Raw genomic sequence first — 19216 nt, 5'->3', positions numbered from 1 at the left:
ATTCTTCAAGCAGGAAGATAACCACATTGCGACAGACCATGCGCAGGGGGGTGCTCGCGACGGCCGCCGCCACGGGCATTCTCTCCCTGTCCTACAGCTCCGCCCTCGCTGACACGAACGCGGCGGGAACCGCCAAGGACTCCTTCGGTGTCCTGGCAGGGAACAGCCTTCAGGTGCCGGTCGATATGCCGGTGAACGTGTGCGGCAACACCGTCCACGGGATCGCGGCACTCAACCCCCTGTTCGGCGGCGACTGCGACAACAGCCCGGCGTCGAAGTACTCCGCGGACGGCGTGCACGCCACGCAGACCGCGAGTGCGACGCCTTCGCCCAGCGACGACTGCGACACCCCCACGCCCTCGAGCAGCCCCACCCCGCCCACCCGCGTCGTGCACAAGCCACGTCCGACGCCTCCGCCCACACGGAGCAGCTACACGCCTCCGCCCACACGGAGCAGTTACACGCCTCCGTCCGAGCAGACCGTCGCCGATCCGCCCCAGCTGGCCGAGACCGGCAGCAAGACGATGCTGGCGACCTCGGCCGCCAGTGCCGCGCTGATCGCGGGCGGGGTCATGATGTACCGCCGCGGCCGGGCCGCCGCCCAGCGGTAGCCCCCCGGACGGGCCGCTGACGACTCGCTCTGCGTCAGCGGCCCGGAGGCGGCCGTGCACGGCTGCCGTCAGCGGCGCACCGGCGTCGGCGACCAGTCCCGGCTGCTGCCTCCCGGTACGGGGATCGCCCCGCCCACCGGGGTCTTCCTGAGCCGGCGGCGCACCCCTCGGACGAGGGCCTCCGCCGTGAAGGTCGCCCCCTGGACGAAGCGCATGGCCGGACCGAACCCGGAGGCGGTCACCAGGCCCGCCATGAACAGGCCGGGCTGGGAGGACTCGAAGTCACGTCCGACCGAGGGGGAGCCGTCGGGCAGGGTCGCCAGGGTCCCGCGGAGTTCCTCGGAGAGCAGTCCGAGCCGGTCGCAGCGCGCCTTGAATCCCGTGGCGGCGATGACGTGTTCCGTCTCCAGGGTCCGCAGTGTGCCCTTGAGGTTCATCAGGTTCAGCCGCAGACCGCCCGGCACCGCGCTCGCCGAGGTGACCTCGTGGCCCGGCAGCAGCTCCACCGGGCCTTCCACCCGGTCCCGGACCCACCACGCGCCCGCCGGCCCCAGTGCGGTGGCCGCGATGCGCTGCCGGGTCGCCTCCGGCAGGTGCCGGTAGAGGCCGGGGCGCTCGCTGTAGAACCAGTTCCGCCAGCCGGGGCCGAGGCCGCTGTGCGGGGAGCGGATGTTCTGCCACAGGGGGCGCTCCAGGGGCGGCGGCACATCGTTCCACCGTAGCCTGTCCGCCCGTGCCAGCACCCGTGCGCGGGTGCCCTGCTCGGCGAGCAGGGCCGCGGTCTCCAGGGCCGCCTGGCCGCCGCCGATCACCGTGACGTCGCCGCCGCGGAAGCGGTCGAGGTCGCTGTGGTGGCTGCTGTGCGTCACCAGCGCGGGGTGCAGTCCGCGCAGCGCCTGCGGTACCTCGACGAACGGCATCACGCCGACCGCCAGCGCCACCGCCCGCGCGTACAGCATCTCCCCGTCCTCGGTGACCGCCGTGAAGCCGCCGGGGCCGGACGCCACCCGGGTCACCATGCGCTCGTCGACCTCGGGTACCGCGTGCCGCGCGAACCACATGCCGTACGACGCGAACGCCTCGACCGGGATCGGCTCCGCGTGACGTGCCGACAGGCCGTGCTCCGCGCAGTACACGTCCAGGCGCCAGCGCCCGCCCGGATCGGAGAGGTTGGATGCCCACGGCTCCGACTTCAGGAACATGCCTCGGGGCATGTTGTCCCGCCAGGACGCCATGGGTCGGCCGAAGACGCGCAGGTTCAGCCCGGCGGCCGCGGCATGGGAGGCGATCGACAGGCCGTACGGGCCTGCACCCACAACCAATAGGTCGTACTGCATCAATTGCTCGCTTTCTCGTTGTCGGTCAGGGCGGGCGAGGCCGCCCTGGGGATCAGGAGTGGTGCGGGTGCCGCCTTCTTCGCGCCGACCCGCTCCCGCAGCCGACGGGAGACATGACGGCACCACAGGGCCCACATCGCCCATCCGGGGACGCGGTCGTCCCGGGCGTACCAGGCGAGTTCGCGCCCGCCGGGCGCCGGACGGAGCGCGGCGAACGGTGCGTAGTTCTCCACCACGAACGCCCGTCCGGCCAGCGGGGTGCCGTCCGGCAGGGGGCGGCCCGTCAGGTCCAGGTGCAGGGCGCGTACGACGTCCAGGCCCGCGCTGTCGGCGAAGAGCCGGAACTGGGCGCCGGGGCGCGGGTTGAAGTCGAGGAGGTGGTAGCGGCCCGTCGTGCCGCAGCGGCGGAAGTCGAGGTCGAGGACGCCGCGGTAGCCCAGCTCGTCGATGAGGCGCTCGGCCAGCGCCTGCACCTGCGGGTTGGGGGTCCAGCAGCCCACCGCGGTCAGGCCCGCGCCGCGCGGCCAGGACAGCTGTTTGCGGCCCGGCCCGCCCGCGCGCAAGGTGCCCGAGCGGTCGGCGTAGCCGTGGAAGAACCAGTCCCGGTCCTCTCCCGGCGCCAGGTAGGCCTGGAGCAGCAGCCTGCTGCCCGCCTCGTCGGTGCGCGAGTGCAGTTCCAGGGCCTGCTGCGTGGAGTGCACCAGCACGGTGCTGCGCAGGTCGCTGCCGGTGGGCAGCAGCCATGGCCGGCTCCACTTGGCCACCATCGGCAGCCCGAGCCGGCGTACGGCGTCGGCGGCCTCCGCCGGGCTGTCCGGGGTCAGCGTCACCGGATGCGGGATGTCCGCGGAGGCGCAGACGGCGGCCAGTTCCGCCTTGTCGGCGACGCGTTCGGCCAGTTCGCCCGGCAGCGGTGGCAGGAGGTAGGAGGGTGCGAGTTTCTCCCGCATCCGTGCCGCGGCAATCGCGGTCGCGTCGTCCATCGGGATCAGGACGGCGGGACGGCCGATCCGGTCGGCGACACACCGCAGCACGGCGCTGATCTCGTCCGGGGACGCGCCGGGGGGCGGCGGGGGGTGCATCCGGCGTACAAAACGCGACCGGTTCACCGGACTTCCCGTTGAATCGGCGACGACATGCACCTCCACTCCCGCCCGGCCGAGCGAACGCACGGCCCCCAGCGTTCCGTGGTGAAAGGGATTCCGGTCGGTCCGCAGCAGTACGGCGGGGACTCGGGTGTCGAGCAGCGACACGAATTCTCTTTTCTTTCGGAATTTCTTCCGGATCGGCTTCCGGATCTGTTTCTCGGATCGGTCTCTCGGATCGGCTCACCCGTACGGGCGAGCGCGGTACTCGAAAGTCGCAATGGCGGTGGCGCCATCGGCTTTCCTGTGCCTGACTTCATATGACAGTGCGTCAATAATGCGGACCAAGACAGAAAGTCGGACGAGAGTGAAGAAGGTGCAGGCATGGCCCCACAGCACGAGCGGGCCCGGATCAGCCGACTGGCCGTGGGCGCGGCGGCGGTCGTCGCGACCGCTGCGCTGGCCTGCGGTCACGCGGCCGGGGTGGAGGTGCTGACAGCCGCCCGTGCTCCCGGTCCGCTGCCGCCCCCGCCCAGGCCCGCGGTGACCGTTCCGGCCGTTCCCGTACCCACGGTCAGACCACCGGCCGTGCCCCCTCCGGCCATCCCGGCGGTGCCGAAGCCGCCCGCCGTGACGCCACCGTCGTTCGAGGGGCTCGGGCCGGCGTTCGGGGCCTTCCTCAGCTCCGAAGCCGACGGCGTGGCCCGCATTCCGCAGCTCAGCCACTGGCTGGGCGGTGCCGAACTCCGCGTCGGACACACCTATCTGCCGGGCAACAACTGGAGCGAGATCGAGGGCGACCTCGACTTTCTCGACACGTGGGCGCGCTGGCGCAACGAGAAGGCCGACCGGATGCTCATCCTCAACGTCCCCCTCCAGGAGCGCGACGAGGCGGGTGTCTCCGACTCCGATGTACGGCGGCTGCTGCGGCGAGGCGCGGCAGGGGAGTTCGACCGCCACTTCCGCGCCCTCGCCGAGCGGCTGGTCCGGCTGAAGGCGCCGGACACGGTTCTCGTGCTGGGCTGGGAGATGAACGGCGTCACGTACACCCATCGGTGCGGGCCCGACCCGGAGGCCTGGAAGACGTACTGGAGAAGGATCGTCACCACCATGCGGTCGGTGCCGGGCCAGAAGTTCCGGTTCGATTACGCACCGAGCCGCGGCCAGGACTCCGTTCCCTGGACGCGGTGTTATCCGGGGGACGACATGGTCGACATCATCGGAATGGACTCCTACGACCAGCCGACCGGAGAGTCGTTCGACGAGCAGGTGAAAGAGCCGTACGGGCTCCAGGCGCAGGTGGATTTCGCCAAGGCCCACGGAAAACCCATCTCCTACCCCGAATGGGGGCTTTTCCGCAACGGCGACAACGCCGAGTACATGCGGCGCATGCTCGCGTGGATGGACGAGCACAGACCGCTCTACAACACGCTGACCGACTACTGCCCGCATGGTGTGTTCCTGTGCCGGGCCAACCCGAAGTCGGCCGACGTCTACCGGTCCTACCTCTTCGGCCGCACCGACGAGCCGACCCCGGCCCCCACCCCGACTCCCGCACCGGTCCCGAAGCCGACGCCCACCGCGCCGACGACCCCCCAGGACTGCTCGAAGCTGAACCTGGGCAGCTGGATGGAGGAGTGGCTCGGCGGCAAGCTCTGCGTCCGCTGGTGGCCGCGCAGCCACTAGCGCGCCGCGTTCGCCCGGGTACGCCTTGGTCACCGCTTGCCCCGCTTGCCCTGCTTGCCCGGAACAGTGGGGGCGGTGGCCGGGGCGGGCACCGAGGCGGAGGCGGGGACGGGGTCCTCGTCCTGGCGGGGCCGCCTCGGCCGCGCCAGCAGGGCCAGGCCGCACAGCAGCCCGCCCGAGCTCGCGCCCACCAGAGTGGTCACCGCCGACGACGCGGACGTCGGCTCGGTCGGCCTGGCCGCCTTCGAGAACTGCACGAGCTGGACATGGGTGTTCTTCTTGGCGGCGTTCGCCTGCCGGGTCAGCGCACGGGAGACGGCGTTGGCCATGTCCGAGGCGAGACCCGGGCGTGAGGAGGTGGCCGACACGGCGACCATCGGAGCGTCCGGTGAGGTCGCCGCCTGCACGTTCCGCTGCAACGTGCGCACCGGCACGCCCGCCTTGTCCTGCGCGTCCGCCAGCACCGTGAGCTGCGTGGCGACCCGGCCGTACGCCTGCGCGAAGCCCAGGGCGGAGCTCGGGTCGGACTTCCCGGTCGGTACGGCGACGACGTAGCTGGTGGCCGTGTACGTCGGCGGTGTCAGCATGCCGTACGCGCCGCCGGCCAGGCCGCCGACGAGGGTGCCCGCCGCGAGCAGGGACCAGGACGGCAGCTTCCTGACACCGGCCATGGCCAGGGACAGGCGGCGCTGACGGGTGGGAGTGTCGGTCATGAGGGGCTGGCTCCCAGAGGTGAGGGGGACGACGACGGGGACGAACTGGAGACCGCTGCCGCGTACACGTCCATGAGGCGGTCCGCGCTGCGGGTGATGCTGTAGCGGTGCGCGGCCTCCGGGACCGCGCGCGGACGGGGGCCCGCCGCCCGGACCTCGGCGATCGCGCGGGCGTACGCGCCGGGGCCGCCGCGCACGCACCGGGCGTCGGCGGTCGCCTGGGGCGGCAGGTCCTCGATCGCGGGACAGGAGGCGTAGAGCACGGGCAGGCCGGCGGCCAGCGCCTCCACGACTGCCAGGCCGAAGGCCTCGTCCGCGGACGGGGACGCGAGCAGGTCCATCGCGGCGGTGAGCGAGGGCAGATCGGGGCCCGGGGAGCCGTCCGGAACGTAGGGGCGTTCGCCGGTGAGCAGGACGCGCCCGGCCACGCCGGCCTCGTGAGCCGTGCGGCGCAGGAGGTGTTCCTCGGGACCGCCGCCCACGAGCAGCAGCCAGTGGTCGTCCGGCAGCCGGCTGAGGGCGCGTACGAGGACGTCGAACCGCTTTCCCTTGGCGAGTCGGCCGATCCCGCCGACGACGAACGCGTCCTCGGGCAGACCGAGGCGCCGGCGGGTGAGCTCGCGCCGCTCCTGGTCGAAGCGGAAGCGGTCCAGGTCGATTCCGTTCGGGACGACCTCGATGCGGGGCGCGGGCACGCCCCAGCGCTTCAGTCGGTCGGCCACCGTGGGGGAGACGGCGACCGTCGCCGAGCCGAGGCGCTCGCTGGCGAGGTACAGCGCGCGTACCCCCGCGGTCAGCCTGCGGCCCTCCATCTGCGAGTCGCCCAGGGAGTGCTCGGTGGCGACGACCGCGCGGACCCCGGCGAGGCGCGCGGCGAGCCGGCCGTAGACGCAGGCCCGGTACAGGTGCGTGTGCACCAGGTCGTAGCCGCCGGCGCGGATCAGCCTGACCAGGCGCGGGAGCGCGGCCAGGTCGCGGTTGCCGCTCATGCCGAGGTGCGCGACACGGACGCCGTCCGCGGTGAGGCCGTCGGCGACCGCGCCGGGGTTGGTGAGCGTCACGACGTCGCAGTCGACGGGCAGGTGGCGCACCAGCAGGCGCAGCTGCTGCTCGGCCCCGCCGGCGCCGAGGCCGGTGATGATGTGCAGAGCCCTCATCTCAGAGGCCCTCCACCGGGCGTCGGCGCAGCCGGTGCAGCCGGTGCTTGAGGTGCAGGCGCCAGGTCGTGTCGTTCTGGCCGACGTGCACGCGCGGCAGTGCGTGCGGACCGGTCAGCGGGCCGGGGTCGATGGCGCAGGCGTAGGCGTATCCTGCCGCCCGTACGGCCTCGACGGCGCGGGCGTCGACCGTGCCGTACGGGTAGCAGAAGCCGTCGACGCGGGAGCCGGTCAACTCCGCGATCCGCGCCCGGCTTTCGGTGACCTCGGTCTTGAGGGTGAGATCGTCCGCCTTGGTGAGGTCGACGTGCGTCAGCCCGTGCGAGCCGATCTCCACGCCCTCGGCGGCCGCGCGCCGGATGCCGTCCGCGGTCAGCAGCGGCTTGCGCGGGCCCAGCGGGTCCCAGGCGTTGTTGCCGCCGAGCCGTCCGGGCAGGACGAAGAGGGTGGCGCCGCAGCCCCAGCGGCGCAGCAGCGGCAGGGCGTCGCTGACGAAGTCGGCGTACCCGTCGTCGAAGGTGAGCCCGACCAGCCCCCGCCCCTCCCCGCGGGCGCGGGCGGCGAGCAGCTCGGCCACGGACACGCCCCGCAGCCCGCGCCTGCGCAGCCACGCCAGCTGCCGCTCGAGCCGCCCGGGTGTGACCGTGATGCGGTACGGGTCGTCCGAGCAGTCGCCCACCGAGTGGTACATCGCCACCCAGGGGACGGGACCCGGGCGCGGGGCGGGGAGTCTGCCGGTCTCGACGGAATCAACGGAAGCGGCCATGTGTGAGCCTTCGTGTGACGGTGCGTACGGAGTGCAGTGCGGATGCGTGGCCCTGGGCGCCCAGGGCCAGGGTGAGCGGGAGGAAGACGACGGTCACGGTCAGGCAGCCGGCCACGAGGCCCGTCACCGGGGACTCCGGCCGGCTCGCGACGAAGGCCCCGGCGACGGTGGCGACGATCGCCGCGCGCACCGGCCTGCTCAGCTCGGCCAGTACCTGCCGGATGCGGATCGAGACGCCTTGGGGGTTTTCCTGCCGGCCCGTGCGCAGGCCGGCGAGCATCACGGCGGCAGTGAAGGTGATGCCGATGGCATTGGCGGCGGCGATCCCGCCCACCCCCCAGGCGTCCACGGTCGCGGCGCCGATCCAGGAGGTCACGGCGATGCCCGCGGCCATCGCGCCGACGGGGTACCAGCTGGGCCGGCCCGCCGAGAAGTAGGAACGGGTCAGCGCGCCCACCAGGGTCTGGCCCAGCAGGCCGAAGGAGTACACGCGCATCACGTCGGCCGTGGCCGCGGTGTCCTGCGCTGTGAACGCGCCCCGCTGGAAGAGCAGTTGGATCATCTGCGGGGCGCAGGCGATCACCGCGCACATGCCCAGCAGCACCAGACCGGAGGCCACCGCCAGATCCCGCTCCACGCGGCTGCGGGCCCGTTCGGTGTCGCCGTCCGCGAGCGCCCGCGCCACCACCGGGAAGGTGACGGTGCACACCATCAGCGACAGCGTCATCGGGATCTGGGCGACCTTCTGCGCGTAGTTCAGGTGCGAGATGGCCCCGGCGGGCAGGGTGGAGCCGAGGAAGCGTTCGACGAGGACCTGCGACTGGCGGCACAGGGCGAAGAGGAGTACGGAGGCGACCACGGGGAGCTGCACCGGCCGCTCCTCGGCGCCGGTCCCGGACGTGCGAGGCGGTCGCCGGCGCGACGTCAGCTGCCGCCACAGCGAGGGAAGTTGTACCACCACCATCAGGCAGCCGCCCGCCGCGACCCCGACCGCCGCGGAGCGCACGCCCCAGTTCGCGCCGAGCAGGAACATCGCGGCGACGATGCCGGCGTTGTAGACGATGTAGATCGCCGCGGGCGCGAGAAACCGGCGGTGTGCCCGCAGAGCGGCGCTGCAGTAGCCGGCGAGCCCGAAGGTCAGCACGCAGGTCGACGTGAGCCGGGTGCAGTCGGCGGCGAGCTGGGGGTCGGGCAGGCCGGGCGCCAGGGCCTGGACCAGGTAGGGCGCCGCGCCGGCGATCACCGCGGCCACCGCGGCGAAGGCGAGGCACAGACGGGGCAGGGTGGAGACGACCAGGGCGCGGACCGGGTCGCCCGGGCCGCCCCGGGCGCGGCGGGACAGCGCCATGCTGAACGCCGGGATCAGCACCAGCGCCAGCCCGTCCTCGATGAGCAGCGTGGCGGCGAACTCGGGCACGGTCCACGCGACCAGGAAGGCGTCCGTGTCACTTCCGGCGCCGAACAGCCGCGCCAGTGACTGGTCGCGCACCAGGCCCAGCAGGGAGCCGGCGATGGACAGCGTCGCCGTGACGAGCGCGGCTCTGGCGAGGAATCTCCGGGAGGCCGGGGCCGAGGTCGGGTCGGTGCCGTCCCCGGTGACGGTGGGGGTACGCGCCGTGGGCAGGGTCGCGCCGTCGGCTGTGGATCCGGGGGTGTGCGAGGGCCTCACCGTCATCGTGCCAGGGCCTCCTCGACGCGCTCGCGCATCCCGGCCCGGGGCAGGACGTCCGCCTGCTCGTCACCGGTCAGCGCCCACCACGCGGCGAGCCCCAGGCACATGCCGGTCAGCACGGTCGAGGGGCCGCCGATGTCTCCGTACATGAAGTCGGTCAGCAGCCAGATGAGCAGTCCGCAGGCGACGAGCGCGCAGTCGCCTCCCGGTCCGCGGTCGCGGTGGCGTCTGCGCAGCCCGCGCACCAGCAGCGCCAGCCAGACCCCGGCGAGCGTCAGCAGCCCGATCAGGCCCTGCTCGCTGAGTACCAGCAGGTACATGTTGTGCGGCGACAGCAGTGCCTGCCTGCGGTACGTCACTCCGGCGCCGGCGATCTCGGCGCCCGACGACAGCGCCAGGGTGGCGTGCCCGTCCCGGTACTCGGGAAAGCCCTTCAGCCCGACGCCGGTCAGCGGGTGTTGGCGCCACATGCCGGTGGCGGACGCCCACAGCGTGTACCGGTCGACGACGGACTGGTCGGGGGCGTCGGTGACCTGCGCGATGCTGTCGATCCGCTGTTGCAGCAGTGTCGTACCGACGCCGAACCCGCCCACCAGGATCACCCCCGTGGCGGCCACGGCCGCGGCCACCCTCAGCGCGCGCCGCACCCCGGTGAGCACCAGCTGCACGGCGCACGTCACCGCGGTCGCGATCCAGGCACCCCGGCTGAACGAGACCGCGAGCGGCGGCAGCAGCGCCAGCGCGCAGCCGGCGGCGACGGCTCGCCGGCGCACGGACGTGCGGCTCAGCGCGATCCCGGTCGCGCACACCAGGCCGAGAGCGACCGCCGACGCCATGCCCATCACGTCCTGCGCCCCGAAGGTGCCGACCGCCCGGATGTCCGCCCCCTGGTAGGAGGCGCCGGTCCGGGTGACGTACTGGTGCACGCCGATGGCCCCCTGCCACAGCGCGAGCCCCACGAACGACCAGGCCAGCACCTGGAAGTCCCCGCGGTCGCGGATCAGCAGCAGCACGGCCGCCGGGACGAGCACGAAGACCTGGAGGTAGCGGCCGAGGCCGGTGAGCCCGGCAGTCGGCGAGGAAGCCCCCATGGCGGCCAGCGTGAGCCCCACCACCGGCAGGCCCAGCACCACGGCCGCCGCGGGGGACAGCGGGCGCCGCCGTTCGCGCAGGAGACGGATCACGCAGTACACCACCATCAGCCCGGAGACCATGTCGGCGGGTTCCGCACCGCCCGGCGTCACCGGCACGGCCAGCAGGACCATCACAGCCACCGCCGGCGAGACCGGTGCCAGTGCTGCGGCCCGGCGCGGGAGCGGTGTCAGGGCGTGACTCACGTGTTGTCAGCTCCCCGTCGGGCGCACCAGGGCGACCGCGGTGCGCAGCAGGATGCAGATGTCCTGCCACAGCGACCAGTTGTCGATGTAGGCGTTGTCGAAGCGGCTGCGGTCCTCGATGGAGGTGTCACCGCGCAGTCCGTGGACCTGGGCGAGGCCGGTGATGCCGACCCGCATCCGGTGACGGGCGGCGTATCCGGGGTAGGTCTGGCCGAACTGCGAGACGAAGTAGGGGCGTTCGGGCCGGGGGCCGACCAGGCTCATGTCGCCGCGGAGGACGTTCCACAGCTGGAGCAGCTCGTCGAGCGAGGTGCGCCGCAACATACGGCAGAACCAGCGCATCTCGTGCTCGTTCGCCACGCTCCACCGGGTCGCCGACTCGTGCTCGTCGACCGGACGGTGCGTACGGAACTTCAGCAGCGTGAAGGGCTTCCCCTTCTTGCCGATGCGCTCCTGCCGGAACACCACGCCCGGCCCGTCGATGATCCGCAGGTTCGCCGCGCACACCAGCAGCAGCGGGCTGACCAGCAGCAACAGCGTCCCCGACACGAGGATGTCGAGCATCCGCTTGCCCATGCCCTCGCGGCGGGCCTCGGACATGTCCAGACGCCGGCAGGCGAACCCGGCCAGCCGCTCCTTCGTCCCGTACGACGGGGAGTCGGGGTCGACCTCCCACACGGCGCAGCCCGCTTCGGCCAGCGCCCCCAGCAGCGGTCCCTGTTCGGTGCGCACGGAGGGGTGAACGGCCAGTACCGCCCGCACCCCGTTCTGGATGACGGCGCGCTTGACTTCCTCGCTGGTCGTCAGCACCGGCAGGCCCTCGGTGCCGTCGGGCTGGCCGGCGACGATCCCCACCGGACGTACACCGCAGCGCGGGTGGCGCAGCACGGCGGCGGCCACGCGCTGCGCTGTCGCCACCGGGCCGATGAGGAGCGCGGTGTGCGGGTGGCGCAGCAGCGCGGCGCGTCGCCGTCCGTGCACCGCGCCGCGCAGCGCGAAGCCGGCCGTCGCCTGGAGGGCGAGGCCGGTCAGTACGGTGCGGACGGACAGGGTGTGCTCGGGTTGGTAGGCCGCCACGAGCGCCGCGAGCGCCAGCCAGGCCACCGTGATGCGGCCCCACACGGCGGGCAGCTCATCCAGCAGCGCCGGCACCGGTGGCCGGGTCTCGCGAGGGCGCAGCAGCAGAGATGCGACGATCAGCAGGGCCATGACCACCGGGTGGTGGCCCTCGGTGAGTGCCAGGCTGCCGACCAGGGCGGCGATGCCGTCCGCGACGAGCAGCGGCACCGGCGAGTCCGAGCGCGCCGGTGGCCGCTGGGCGGGCAACCGGATGCCGGGGGCGGTGCCGCGCGGCGGCATGACCGAGACGGGTGAGGACTGGTGGTCCCGCGGCTGTAGGCCGGGGGAGGGGACGGTACGTTCGGCGGTCACGAGTGGTTCGACTCCCTGTGCTCGGTGGGCGCGACGCGCTGTCTTGTCTGGTTCGCCTCGGCGCCACCGCCGGTGCCGAGCGGCCGGCCGGGCTCGGCACGCTCGTGCGCTCGGGACCGGCCCGCCCTTCGGGTGGCGGGCCAGGTGCCGAGCAGGTCGCGGTAGACGTCCGCGACCGCCTGGGCGGTGTGCCGCACGTCATGGGTGGACAGCACGTGCCGGCGGGCCCGGTCGCCGAGCGACTCGCGCAGCGGCGGGTCGAGCAGCAGCTCCGTGACTGCCCCGGCCAGCACCGCCGGGTCCTCCGGGGGGGCCAGGCAATGGGCGGCGAAGGAGGGCGGCAGGCTCTCGCGGGCGCCGTCGACGTCTGTCACCACCACGGGCCGGCCGCAGGCCATCGCCTCCAGCGGGGCCAGCGCCATGCCCTCCCAGCGGGAGGGCAGGACGACGAGATCGGCGGCCTGGTACCAGGGCGAGGCGTCGGCGACGGCGCCCGTGAACACCACGGACGGGGGGGCTTCCCGGCGGAGCCGGTCGCTGTCCGGTCCGTCACCGACCAGGACGAGGCGGGCGTCGGGCACTCGGCGTGCGACGGTGTCCCACGCCCGCAGCAGGACGTCCTGACCCTTCTGCCGGCACAGTCGGCCCACGCAGACCGCGAGCGGCGCCGCCGGGTCGATGCCGGCGAGCGGTGCGAGGCCGGCCCGCACGGTGCCGGCCGGGGCCGGGTGGAAGCGTTCGGGATCGATGCCGTTGGGGACGACGGTCCACCGGCCGGAGATCCCGGCGCGTACCCCGGTGGCGCGCTCCGCCTCGCTCACACAGATTACGCGGGTCGCCCAACGGGCGCTCCGTCGTTCCCACTTGAGCGCGAGGTTCGCGGTGATCCCGCCGACCGCCTCGAACGACCACGCGTGCGGCTGGAAGACCGTCGGGATCCGCCCGCGCACCGCGAGCCGCCCGGCGAGGCCGGCCTTCGCGCTGTGGGCGTGCACCAGATCGGGGCGTACCTCGTCGATCAGCCGCGCCAGGTGCCGTACCTCCCGCGCGAGCGTCGGCCCCGGCGACCGTGTCGCGGACCAGTGCCGTACGGTCGCGCCGAGCGCCCGCAGTTCCGCCGTGAGCGCGCTGTCGGGACAGGCGACGACGACGTCCGCGCCGTCGGCCAGCTGTTCCCGGACCAGGTCGGTCACCACGCGCGCGACCCCGCCGTCCACAGGTTGGGTGAGGTGCATGACCCGCGGCCGGCGGCTGGTGGATGACGGATGCATATGCACGGCTTCCTTGCTCGCGAAAGCGCCCGGAACGGGGGGCGACGGATTCACTGCTGGGCGTCGACGGCGGCGAAGAGAACGCCGGCCCAGGCCGAGTCCCGGTTGGAGGCGAGCCGCAGGTTCACCCGGTCACCGGCCTGCTGGAGGCCCCTTCCGAGGTCGAACACGTCGGAGTCGAAGCCGAGGTTGTTGGCGTACGCCGGCACGCGCGCGGTCCCCCAGTCGGCGATGGTGGAGTTCAGGACGTCGTCCGGCGGGTTGGCGGGGCCGGTGAGAGCGATGGATCCGTCGTGGCCGGTCGACATGGTGAGCGAGTCGCCGGTGACGCCGCGGTCGCCGTTGTACGCCACCAGGCCCGCGTAGCCGCCCGCGCCGGCGGCGAAGTTGGCGTCACGGAGCCGCAGCTCCGCGTCGTGGGACTTCAGCCGTGCGAAACCGTCCCAGATCGCGAGGTCCCGCACGGGCTCCGCCGGGTTCTGGTACGCCACGACCAGCGTCCAGCCTCCCCATGCCCCGGCCTGGGACCTGCCCATCGCCACGTTGACCTGGGCCACGCTGTACATGCCCGGCGCGCTGTCCCGGACCATCTGTGTCACGTCCGCCGAGGCCTGGAAGGCTTCCGCGCCGTCGGCGACGCGGTGTCCGACGACCGTGTCCGCGCGGAGCGGCTTGTACTCGCCGCCGGGCTCGGCGATCAGTACCTTCTCGTTGTCCTCCGGCGGCTTCTGCTCGCCCACGCGCAGGTTGCCGCCCCAGTACAGACGCGCGTACGTCACTTGGGAGCCGGCGGGCAGACGGACCTCCGCGCGGGAGGAGTTGTAGGTGTTCGGGTCGCCGTCGACGTCGACGTAGAACATGTCGAAGTCACCGTTCACACCGCCCCCGCCGGACTGCACGTCGGAGCACGCGGGTGCCGTGCGGCAGCTGATGGAGGAGTTGGCCGCGCGCACGATGCCGCCGTGCAGGTGGGCGCGGTACCGCTGGGCGAACGTGAGGCTCGTTGCCTCCGGTGAGGCCGTCGCGGCCGACGGGGAGCTGCCGGCTGCCCCCATCGCGGCAAGGGCGAGGACGCCCACCGTCGCACGGCGAAGCAGCGGACCCAGGTAATGGGGCATGACCGTCGTTGCCCTTTCGGAACAGGTGGCGGTGCAGCAGCGGCAGAGCGCGATGTGTCCGCCCGGAGGGGTGCGTCGGGAAGTCCGCACGCTAACCGCTAACCAGACAAGTATGGTGAAACCGGGCATGTGTGTCGGAATCGTGAAGTCAGTCAGCTTCACAGAATCACGCCATCGGCGCACAAAACCGGCGCCGTCCCGCGTGTCACCGAACGGTCGGCCCCCGTCCGCACTCGCCCCTTCGGCGGGTGCTCTCCCTGGTTGGCGTACGCCCGGTTGCAGGCAGCCCTGAGTGCTTCCACGGTGGGTTCAAGATCGGCACCCGTCGAGAGGAACCCCCATGCGTATCGCGTCCGGCGCACTGTGCGCCGCAGTCCTGGTCGGGATCACCGGGCCCGCCGCCATGGCGGCCGACCCGGCCCTCGAGCGCAGCCACGCGGCGTCGCCCGACACGCCGCTCCCCGGGGCGGACGCGCTTGTCGCCAAGCTCAGAAGCCTCAACTCCTTCGGCGCTGAGGCCACCGCGGTCACCGACCTGGTCGACGCGGCGCTCCAGGCGGACAACGGCCGGCTGTCCGCCGCCGAGGCCCGGAAACTCGGCGACGCCGCGAAGCGCGCCCTGGCCAAGGCGGCTGCCAAGGCCGCGACGAGGGGCGCGCTGCCCGCGCTCACTCGGGGCACCGTCGCACCCGGGGCGGCCGAGCGGCGAGCCGCCGACCCCACGAGCGACGCCCTGGACGCCCTCGAGGAGGCCATCGACAATCTCGTGCAGGCGGCCGTCTCCGGTGACATCGACCAGGTGTATCCGTCGGCCACCGAGCTGCTGACCGACGCGATCAAGCTCCTCACCGCCACGCTGGTCGACAACGCGCTGCCGGCGCCGACCGAGATCCCGTCGACATCGGTGTCCGAGGTGCCGGCCGTGACGCTCCCCGCGATCTCGCTGCCGACGACGGTGGTGCCGCAGGCTTGGTGAGCGCCTCCCGTACGGTTCTCCCCGTCCAGTCGTGGTGCCGGCCGCCGGAACGGCACCGCGAGTGATCTCATATGAGGACTCGCAATCTTCGGCGCCTCCGGTTTCCGCACCGGTCAGAGCTCGTTACACACGGCGACAGAGTCCCCTCCGGCAACCCGCGTTGCCGCAGAAAGGAACACGATGAAGCCCCTGAAGGCTGTCGCCGTCTTTGCCGGATCCATGATTGCTGCCAGCGTCGGCACGCCTGCGTTCGCCCAGGACGCCTCCGTCGCCCCGGGTGCGACCGGCGTCCAGAGTGCGCCTGACGTCCAGAGCGCTGCGGCGGCTCCGAGTGCTCCGGTCGAGCAGAGTGCGCCCGCTGCTCCGGCGGCTCCGAGTGCTCCGGTCGCTCAGAGTGCTCCCGCTGGTCCGGTGGTCCCGAGTGCTCCGGTCGCTCAGAGCGCTCCCGCTGCTCCGGCGGCTCAGAGTGCTCCGGCGGCTCCGAGTGCTCCGGTTGCTCAGAGTGCTCCCGCTGCTCCGGCGGCTCAGAGTGCTCCGGCGGCTCCGGTCGCTCAGAGCGCTCCCGCTGCTCCGGTCGCTCAGAGCGCTCCCGCTACTCCGGTGGCTCAGAGTGCTCCCGCTGCTCCGGCGGCTCCGAGTGCTCCGGTCGCTCAGAGTGCTCCCGCTGCTCCGGCGGCTCCAAGTGCTCCGGTCGCGCAGAGCGCCCCCGCAGTCCCGAGCACCCCGGACCTGGCGAACACGGACCTCAGCGGTGGCGTGACCACCAAGTTCCCCCTCAGCGTGAGCGGTCACAACTCGCTGATCCCCTCGGCGAAGGACGCCTCGAACGCGGTCAGCCAGGTCAAGCCGGTCCACGGCAATCTGTGGCTGTAGGGCTCGGACCATGCCGTACGGAGGGACGGCCCTCGGTGGAATCCGAGGGCCGTCCCTCCGTGTACAGGGCTGGCGACGACGCCGGGGACCGTGCGTAGGACCGACCTGAACACGCGTCCCTATCGGTGACCGGACCGCGCTAGCGGGACAACCGAACCGGACGAGGAGTGAACGATGGTCGTCGGCATCGGCGGAGTGCCGGTGGGCGCCGAGGACGGTGCACCGGGCCCGAGTCGACCCGGACCGGCAGGCGGTACACGACGGAACGCGACGCTCGGTCTGCTCGCCTGCGCGGCTGCGGCCGCCCTGGCTCCGGTGGCCGCCGCGCTCCGGTCCTCACGCCACGGATCCCCCGCCGGAGACCACCCGAACGGCACCGCCTTCGACCAGACGTACCGCGGCCGTCACATCCTGGGCATGTGGGTCCCCGAGCGAGGAGCCGCAGAGGACGGCCGGTGGCACGTCACCGTGGACGGCCGCCCGCTGCATCTGATGCGCCGTGCCGACGGCACCTGGCTGAGCATGGTCGACCACTACTGCTCGTACCGGACACCGCTCGAGGCCGCCCGCGCCGCCGTCGACGAACTCGGCCCCGGCCGGCGGCTGCGCGACCTGGCTCCGGGGCCGGTGGGCGCGGAGCACTCCCACATGGGGGGACGGGCATGACGTACGTGCGCAAGGACGCGGGCACGCTCACGGGAGCCGAGAAGCGCCGGTTCGTCAAAGCGCTGCTGGAGGTCAAACGGCGAGGCGAGTACGACGAGTTCGTGCGGATGCACATCGAGTACTTCTCGCCCGACGGCGAGCAGGGACTGCGTACCGCGCACATGGCACCCTCCTTCCTGCCCTGGCATCGCCGGTTCCTTCTCGACCTCGAGCGCGCGCTGCGCCGTGTGGACTCCTCGGTGACCGTTCCGTACTGGGACTGGACGCGTGACCGCACCACCACCTCCGTCCCCTGGACGGCGGACCTGCTCGGCGGCGACGGACGCCGTGCCGACCACCAGGTGATGACCGGTCCGTTCGCCCACCGGGAGGGCAACTGGACCATCAAGGTGGGCGAGACGGACGAGGAGTTCCTCACCCGGGACCTCGGCCGCTCCCGCGATCCGATCGACCTGCCCACGAAGAGCGAGCTGGAGTGGGCGTTGCAGGAACCCGCCTACGACACGGCGCCCTGGGACTCGACGGTCACACGAGGTTTCCGTAACAGGCTGGAGGGCTGGAGCACCGGCCGGGGCAGCGCCTCCTGGTACAACCACAACCGGGTGCACCGCTGGGTCGGCGGGGCGATGCTCGGTGGCGCCTCCGTCAACGACCCGGTCTTCTGGCTGCATCACGCCTTCGTCGATCTCCAGTGGTACCGCTGGCAGCGCAGGCACCGCGGGGCCCGCTATCTGCCCGCGACACCGCCCGGCCGTGGCGACGAGCAGCGCGACCGGATCGTGGCACGGCACCAGAAGCTGCCGCCGTGGGACGTGACTCCGGACGAACTCGAGGACGTCGGCCGGATCTACCGGTACGCGTGATCTGACGCAGATTCATGGGAAGAGCCCCGGCGCTTGATCGCGCCGGGGCTCTCTGGCCAGAACGACAGAGGTCAGTTGCCGTAATTGTGCTTCTTGTGGTGGTGGCCGTTCTTGCAGGCGTTGCCGAAGGTCGCGTTGAGAGCAGCGAGCCCGTGGACGGTGTTGTTGCACACGTTGATCGGCGCGTGGATCGGCACCTGGATGACATTGCCGGACGCCAGGCCGCCCGAGCCGATCGCCGCGCCCTCGGCGCCGGCGCCTGCCGCAGCGAGACCCGCCCCGCTGAGGACCACGGCGCCCGTGCCGAGAGCAGCGATCCCCGCCTTCGCGATGAGAGACATCACGTTCTCCTTTGTGACTTGTATAAGCGCGGCGGCATGACGCGCGACCGCACTCCCCGCTCAACGCGACGACCCGGAGCCGGTTACGGCTGTTTGTCACCAGATCACCCTTACATGGGGACTTCGCCGGACAGGCGTGACTTCTGCCGTCATCCGTAGGGTTGCGCAGCTCGATGTCAGAACATCCCTTTGTCAGAAAACATGCTCAATCGCGCGTGTCTCATGGGAAAAGCATAAAAGATCCTCTAAGTTGAGGACTGTCAGTGACCGACCCCTCACGGGTTGTGTCGACACGAGAAACGGAGAGGTAATGCGCAAGTACCAGAAGGCCGCAGTCGTCATGGCTCTGCTCGGTAGCGTCAGCTTCCTCGGTGCGGGCACCAGCCAGGCCCACGGCGATGAGGACGGCGGGAAGTTCAAGCTGGACAACAAGCAGACCAACCTGTGCTCCGCGGACAGGACCTACCTCGCGGGTACCCAGACGGGCAGCGACCTCCTGCTGCCGACCAACACGACCGGCCTCCAGTTCGCCGACAAGAGCGAGCACTCCTCCAACGACTGCACCAACGTCTTGGCCATCGGTCACTGATCGCCGAACGGATGATCTGGGCAGGCCCCGCGAGGTGTGAACCGGTGCGTTCGAACCGCGGGGCCTGCCGTTCGGCCACTCGATGCATGCGTAGAAGTCCCTGATACTGCGACTGTTCAAGAAATTTAAGCGTGCGTGCGTTTCTCCTATGAGAAGCCGCAAATGTCGCCTAGTGTTGGTGACTGTCAGTGGCAAGTCCATCACGGACTGTGCCGACACGAGAAACGGAGAGGTAATGCGCAAGTACCAGAAGGCTGCGGTCGTCGCGGCCATGCTCGGCAGTGTCGGCTTCCTCGGCGCGGGCGTCAGCCAGGCCCATGGTGACGACGGCGCGACGGTGAAGCTGGACAACAAGCAGAACCAGTCGTGCTCGGCGGACGGAACCTACCTGACGGGCTCCAAGACGGGCAGCGAAAACTTCGCCCCGGTCAACGCCGCCGGCCTGCAGTACAACGACAAGAGCGAGCACACCTCGGTGACTTGCACCCAGCTCTTCACTATCGGCAAGTAGTCACTGATCGGGTGATCTGCGCAGGCCCCGCGGCTGGAACCATCGTGTTCGAGCCGCGGGGCCTGCCGTTTGCTTTCCAGGAAGTCCTGACCGCCTATGTCAATCAGATTATGCCATTATTCAAGAAATCTGCGCGTTTAAGCGTTTCTCCTGTCAAAAGCCGCAAAAGTCACTTACGTTAATAACTGTCGGTGGCCAACCTATTACGGGTTG

Annotated in this window: 18 protein-coding genes; 7 read left to right on the top strand and 11 right to left on the bottom strand. The window is 71.8% G+C overall.

Annotation, left to right across the window (positions count from 1 at the left end):
- The first annotated feature begins 38 nt into the window (after positions 1-38).
- Complete coding sequence (locus ACWGJM_RS16840; protein ID WP_453412432.1) at positions 39-611, top strand: chaplin; 573 nt, start codon at positions 39-41, stop codon at positions 609-611.
- Between the two features lie 68 nt (positions 612-679).
- Here ACWGJM_RS16840 and ACWGJM_RS16835 read toward each other — a convergent pair whose 3' ends face one another.
- Both ACWGJM_RS16835 and ACWGJM_RS16830 read right to left on the bottom strand, forming a co-directional pair.
- On the bottom strand, positions 680-1948 hold the full coding sequence (locus ACWGJM_RS16835) for an NAD(P)-binding domain-containing protein (RefSeq protein ID WP_453412431.1): 1269 nt from the start codon (positions 1946-1948) through the stop codon (positions 680-682).
- A complete protein-coding gene (locus ACWGJM_RS16830) occupies positions 1948-3201 on the bottom strand; it encodes a carboxylate--amine ligase (protein ID WP_453412430.1) in 1254 nt (417 codons plus the stop codon). The genes ACWGJM_RS16835 and ACWGJM_RS16830 overlap by 1 nt, the downstream gene beginning before the upstream one ends.
- Before the next feature lie 216 nt (positions 3202-3417).
- Between ACWGJM_RS16830 and ACWGJM_RS16825 the strand changes: the two genes are divergently transcribed.
- Entirely contained in the window at positions 3418-4719 is a 1302-nt protein-coding gene (locus ACWGJM_RS16825; protein ID WP_453412429.1) for a glycoside hydrolase family 26 protein, read from the top strand.
- 29 nt (positions 4720-4748) lie between these two features.
- Here the strand turns inward: ACWGJM_RS16825 and ACWGJM_RS16820 are convergent, their stop codons facing one another.
- The 8 genes from ACWGJM_RS16820 to ACWGJM_RS16785 are packed head-to-tail and all read right to left on the bottom strand — an operon-like array spanning position 4749 to position 14184.
- Positions 4749-5432 (bottom strand): lipopolysaccharide biosynthesis protein, encoded by a 684-nt coding sequence (locus tag ACWGJM_RS16820; protein WP_453412428.1) that lies wholly within the window; start codon positions 5430-5432, stop codon positions 4749-4751.
- Positions 5429-6589 carry a glycosyltransferase gene (locus ACWGJM_RS16815; RefSeq protein WP_453412427.1) on the bottom strand — a complete coding sequence of 387 codons (1161 nt, stop codon included), beginning with the start codon at positions 6587-6589 and terminating at the stop codon, positions 5429-5431. Before ACWGJM_RS16815 ends, ACWGJM_RS16820 begins: the two co-directional genes overlap by 4 nt.
- Before the next feature lies 1 nt (position 6590).
- Entirely contained in the window at positions 6591-7355 is a 765-nt protein-coding gene (locus ACWGJM_RS16810) for a polysaccharide deacetylase family protein (RefSeq protein WP_453412426.1), read from the bottom strand.
- The gene (murJ, locus tag ACWGJM_RS16805; RefSeq protein ID WP_453412425.1) at positions 7339-9030 is read right to left on the bottom strand and encodes a murein biosynthesis integral membrane protein MurJ; all 1692 of its coding nucleotides are present in this window, start codon (positions 9028-9030) and stop codon (positions 7339-7341) included. Before murJ ends, ACWGJM_RS16810 begins: the two co-directional genes overlap by 17 nt.
- Positions 9027-10364, bottom strand: a complete 1338-nt coding sequence (locus ACWGJM_RS16800; protein ID WP_453412424.1) for an O-antigen ligase family protein — start codon at positions 10362-10364, stop codon at positions 9027-9029. Before ACWGJM_RS16800 ends, murJ begins: the two co-directional genes overlap by 4 nt.
- 6 nt (positions 10365-10370) lie before the next feature.
- On the bottom strand, positions 10371-11795 hold the full coding sequence (locus ACWGJM_RS16795; protein ID WP_453412423.1) for an exopolysaccharide biosynthesis polyprenyl glycosylphosphotransferase: 1425 nt from the start codon (positions 11793-11795) through the stop codon (positions 10371-10373).
- Positions 11792-13066 (bottom strand): glycosyltransferase family 4 protein, encoded by a 1275-nt coding sequence (locus ACWGJM_RS16790; RefSeq protein WP_453412422.1) that lies wholly within the window; start codon positions 13064-13066, stop codon positions 11792-11794. Before ACWGJM_RS16790 ends, ACWGJM_RS16795 begins: the two co-directional genes overlap by 4 nt.
- 50 nt (positions 13067-13116) lie before the next feature.
- Positions 13117-14184, bottom strand: coding sequence for a DUF3344 domain-containing protein (locus tag ACWGJM_RS16785; RefSeq protein ID WP_453412421.1), 1068 nt, complete (start codon positions 14182-14184; stop codon positions 13117-13119).
- A 340-nt stretch (positions 14185-14524) separates the two neighbouring features.
- On the opposite strand from ACWGJM_RS16785, the gene ACWGJM_RS16780 reads away from it, so the two are divergent.
- The 3 genes from ACWGJM_RS16780 to ACWGJM_RS16770 all read left to right on the top strand — a co-directional run bounded on the left by ACWGJM_RS16780 (position 14525) and on the right by ACWGJM_RS16770 (position 17562).
- On the top strand, positions 14525-15160 hold the full coding sequence (locus ACWGJM_RS16780) for a hypothetical protein (RefSeq protein ID WP_453412420.1): 636 nt from the start codon (positions 14525-14527) through the stop codon (positions 15158-15160).
- A 1047-nt stretch (positions 15161-16207) separates the two neighbouring features.
- On the top strand, positions 16208-16699 hold the full coding sequence (locus ACWGJM_RS16775; protein ID WP_453412419.1) for a tyrosinase family oxidase copper chaperone: 492 nt from the start codon (positions 16208-16210) through the stop codon (positions 16697-16699).
- Positions 16696-17562, top strand: coding sequence for a tyrosinase family protein (locus ACWGJM_RS16770; RefSeq protein ID WP_453412418.1), 867 nt, complete (start codon positions 16696-16698; stop codon positions 17560-17562). Before ACWGJM_RS16775 ends, ACWGJM_RS16770 begins: the two co-directional genes overlap by 4 nt.
- A 71-nt stretch (positions 17563-17633) precedes the next feature.
- Here the strand turns inward: ACWGJM_RS16770 and ACWGJM_RS16765 are convergent, their stop codons facing one another.
- Positions 17634-17903, bottom strand: a complete 270-nt coding sequence (locus tag ACWGJM_RS16765; RefSeq protein ID WP_453412417.1) for a chaplin — start codon at positions 17901-17903, stop codon at positions 17634-17636.
- 310 nt (positions 17904-18213) lie between these two features.
- Here ACWGJM_RS16765 and ACWGJM_RS16760 point away from each other — a divergent pair, with 310 nt between their 5' ends.
- Both ACWGJM_RS16760 and ACWGJM_RS16755 read left to right on the top strand, forming a co-directional pair.
- On the top strand, positions 18214-18492 hold the full coding sequence (locus tag ACWGJM_RS16760) for a hypothetical protein (protein WP_453412416.1): 279 nt from the start codon (positions 18214-18216) through the stop codon (positions 18490-18492).
- A gap of 235 nt (positions 18493-18727) precedes the next feature.
- Entirely contained in the window at positions 18728-19003 is a 276-nt protein-coding gene (locus ACWGJM_RS16755) for a hypothetical protein (RefSeq protein WP_453412415.1), read from the top strand.
- Positions 19004-19216: the final 213 nt, after the last annotated feature.

It is taken from the genome of Streptomyces sp. NPDC054834 (assembly GCF_053611185.1).
This window is presented reverse-complemented; position numbering and strand designations above follow the sequence as displayed.

Bases quoted from the DNA above. Each gene is read 5' to 3' on its own strand.
- ACWGJM_RS16840 (WP_453412432.1), top strand. From the start codon at position 39: ATGCGCAGGGGGGTGCTCGCGACGGCCGCCGCCACGGGCATTCTCTCC.
- ACWGJM_RS16835 (WP_453412431.1), bottom strand. From the start codon at position 1,948: ATGCAGTACGACCTATTGGTTGTGGGTGCAGGCCCGTACGGCCTGTCG.
- ACWGJM_RS16825 (WP_453412429.1), top strand. From the start codon at position 3,418: ATGGCCCCACAGCACGAGCGGGCCCGGATCAGCCGACTGGCCGTGGGC.
- ACWGJM_RS16820 (WP_453412428.1), bottom strand. From the start codon at position 5,432: ATGACCGACACTCCCACCCGTCAGCGCCGCCTGTCCCTGGCCATGGCC.
- ACWGJM_RS16815 (WP_453412427.1), bottom strand. From the start codon at position 6,589: ATGAGGGCTCTGCACATCATCACCGGCCTCGGCGCCGGCGGGGCCGAG.
- ACWGJM_RS16810 (WP_453412426.1), bottom strand. From the start codon at position 7,355: ATGGCCGCTTCCGTTGATTCCGTCGAGACCGGCAGACTCCCCGCCCCG.
- murJ (WP_453412425.1), bottom strand. From the start codon at position 9,030: ATGACGGTGAGGCCCTCGCACACCCCCGGATCCACAGCCGACGGCGCG.
- ACWGJM_RS16790 (WP_453412422.1), bottom strand. From the start codon at position 13,066: ATGCATCCGTCATCCACCAGCCGCCGGCCGCGGGTCATGCACCTCACC.
- ACWGJM_RS16785 (WP_453412421.1), bottom strand. From the start codon at position 14,184: ATGCCCCATTACCTGGGTCCGCTGCTTCGCCGTGCGACGGTGGGCGTC.
- ACWGJM_RS16780 (WP_453412420.1), top strand. From the start codon at position 14,525: ATGCGTATCGCGTCCGGCGCACTGTGCGCCGCAGTCCTGGTCGGGATC.
- ACWGJM_RS16775 (WP_453412419.1), top strand. From the start codon at position 16,208: ATGGTCGTCGGCATCGGCGGAGTGCCGGTGGGCGCCGAGGACGGTGCA.
- ACWGJM_RS16770 (WP_453412418.1), top strand. From the start codon at position 16,696: ATGACGTACGTGCGCAAGGACGCGGGCACGCTCACGGGAGCCGAGAAG.
- ACWGJM_RS16765 (WP_453412417.1), bottom strand. From the start codon at position 17,903: ATGTCTCTCATCGCGAAGGCGGGGATCGCTGCTCTCGGCACGGGCGCC.
- ACWGJM_RS16760 (WP_453412416.1), top strand. From the start codon at position 18,214: ATGCGCAAGTACCAGAAGGCCGCAGTCGTCATGGCTCTGCTCGGTAGC.
- ACWGJM_RS16755 (WP_453412415.1), top strand. From the start codon at position 18,728: ATGCGCAAGTACCAGAAGGCTGCGGTCGTCGCGGCCATGCTCGGCAGT.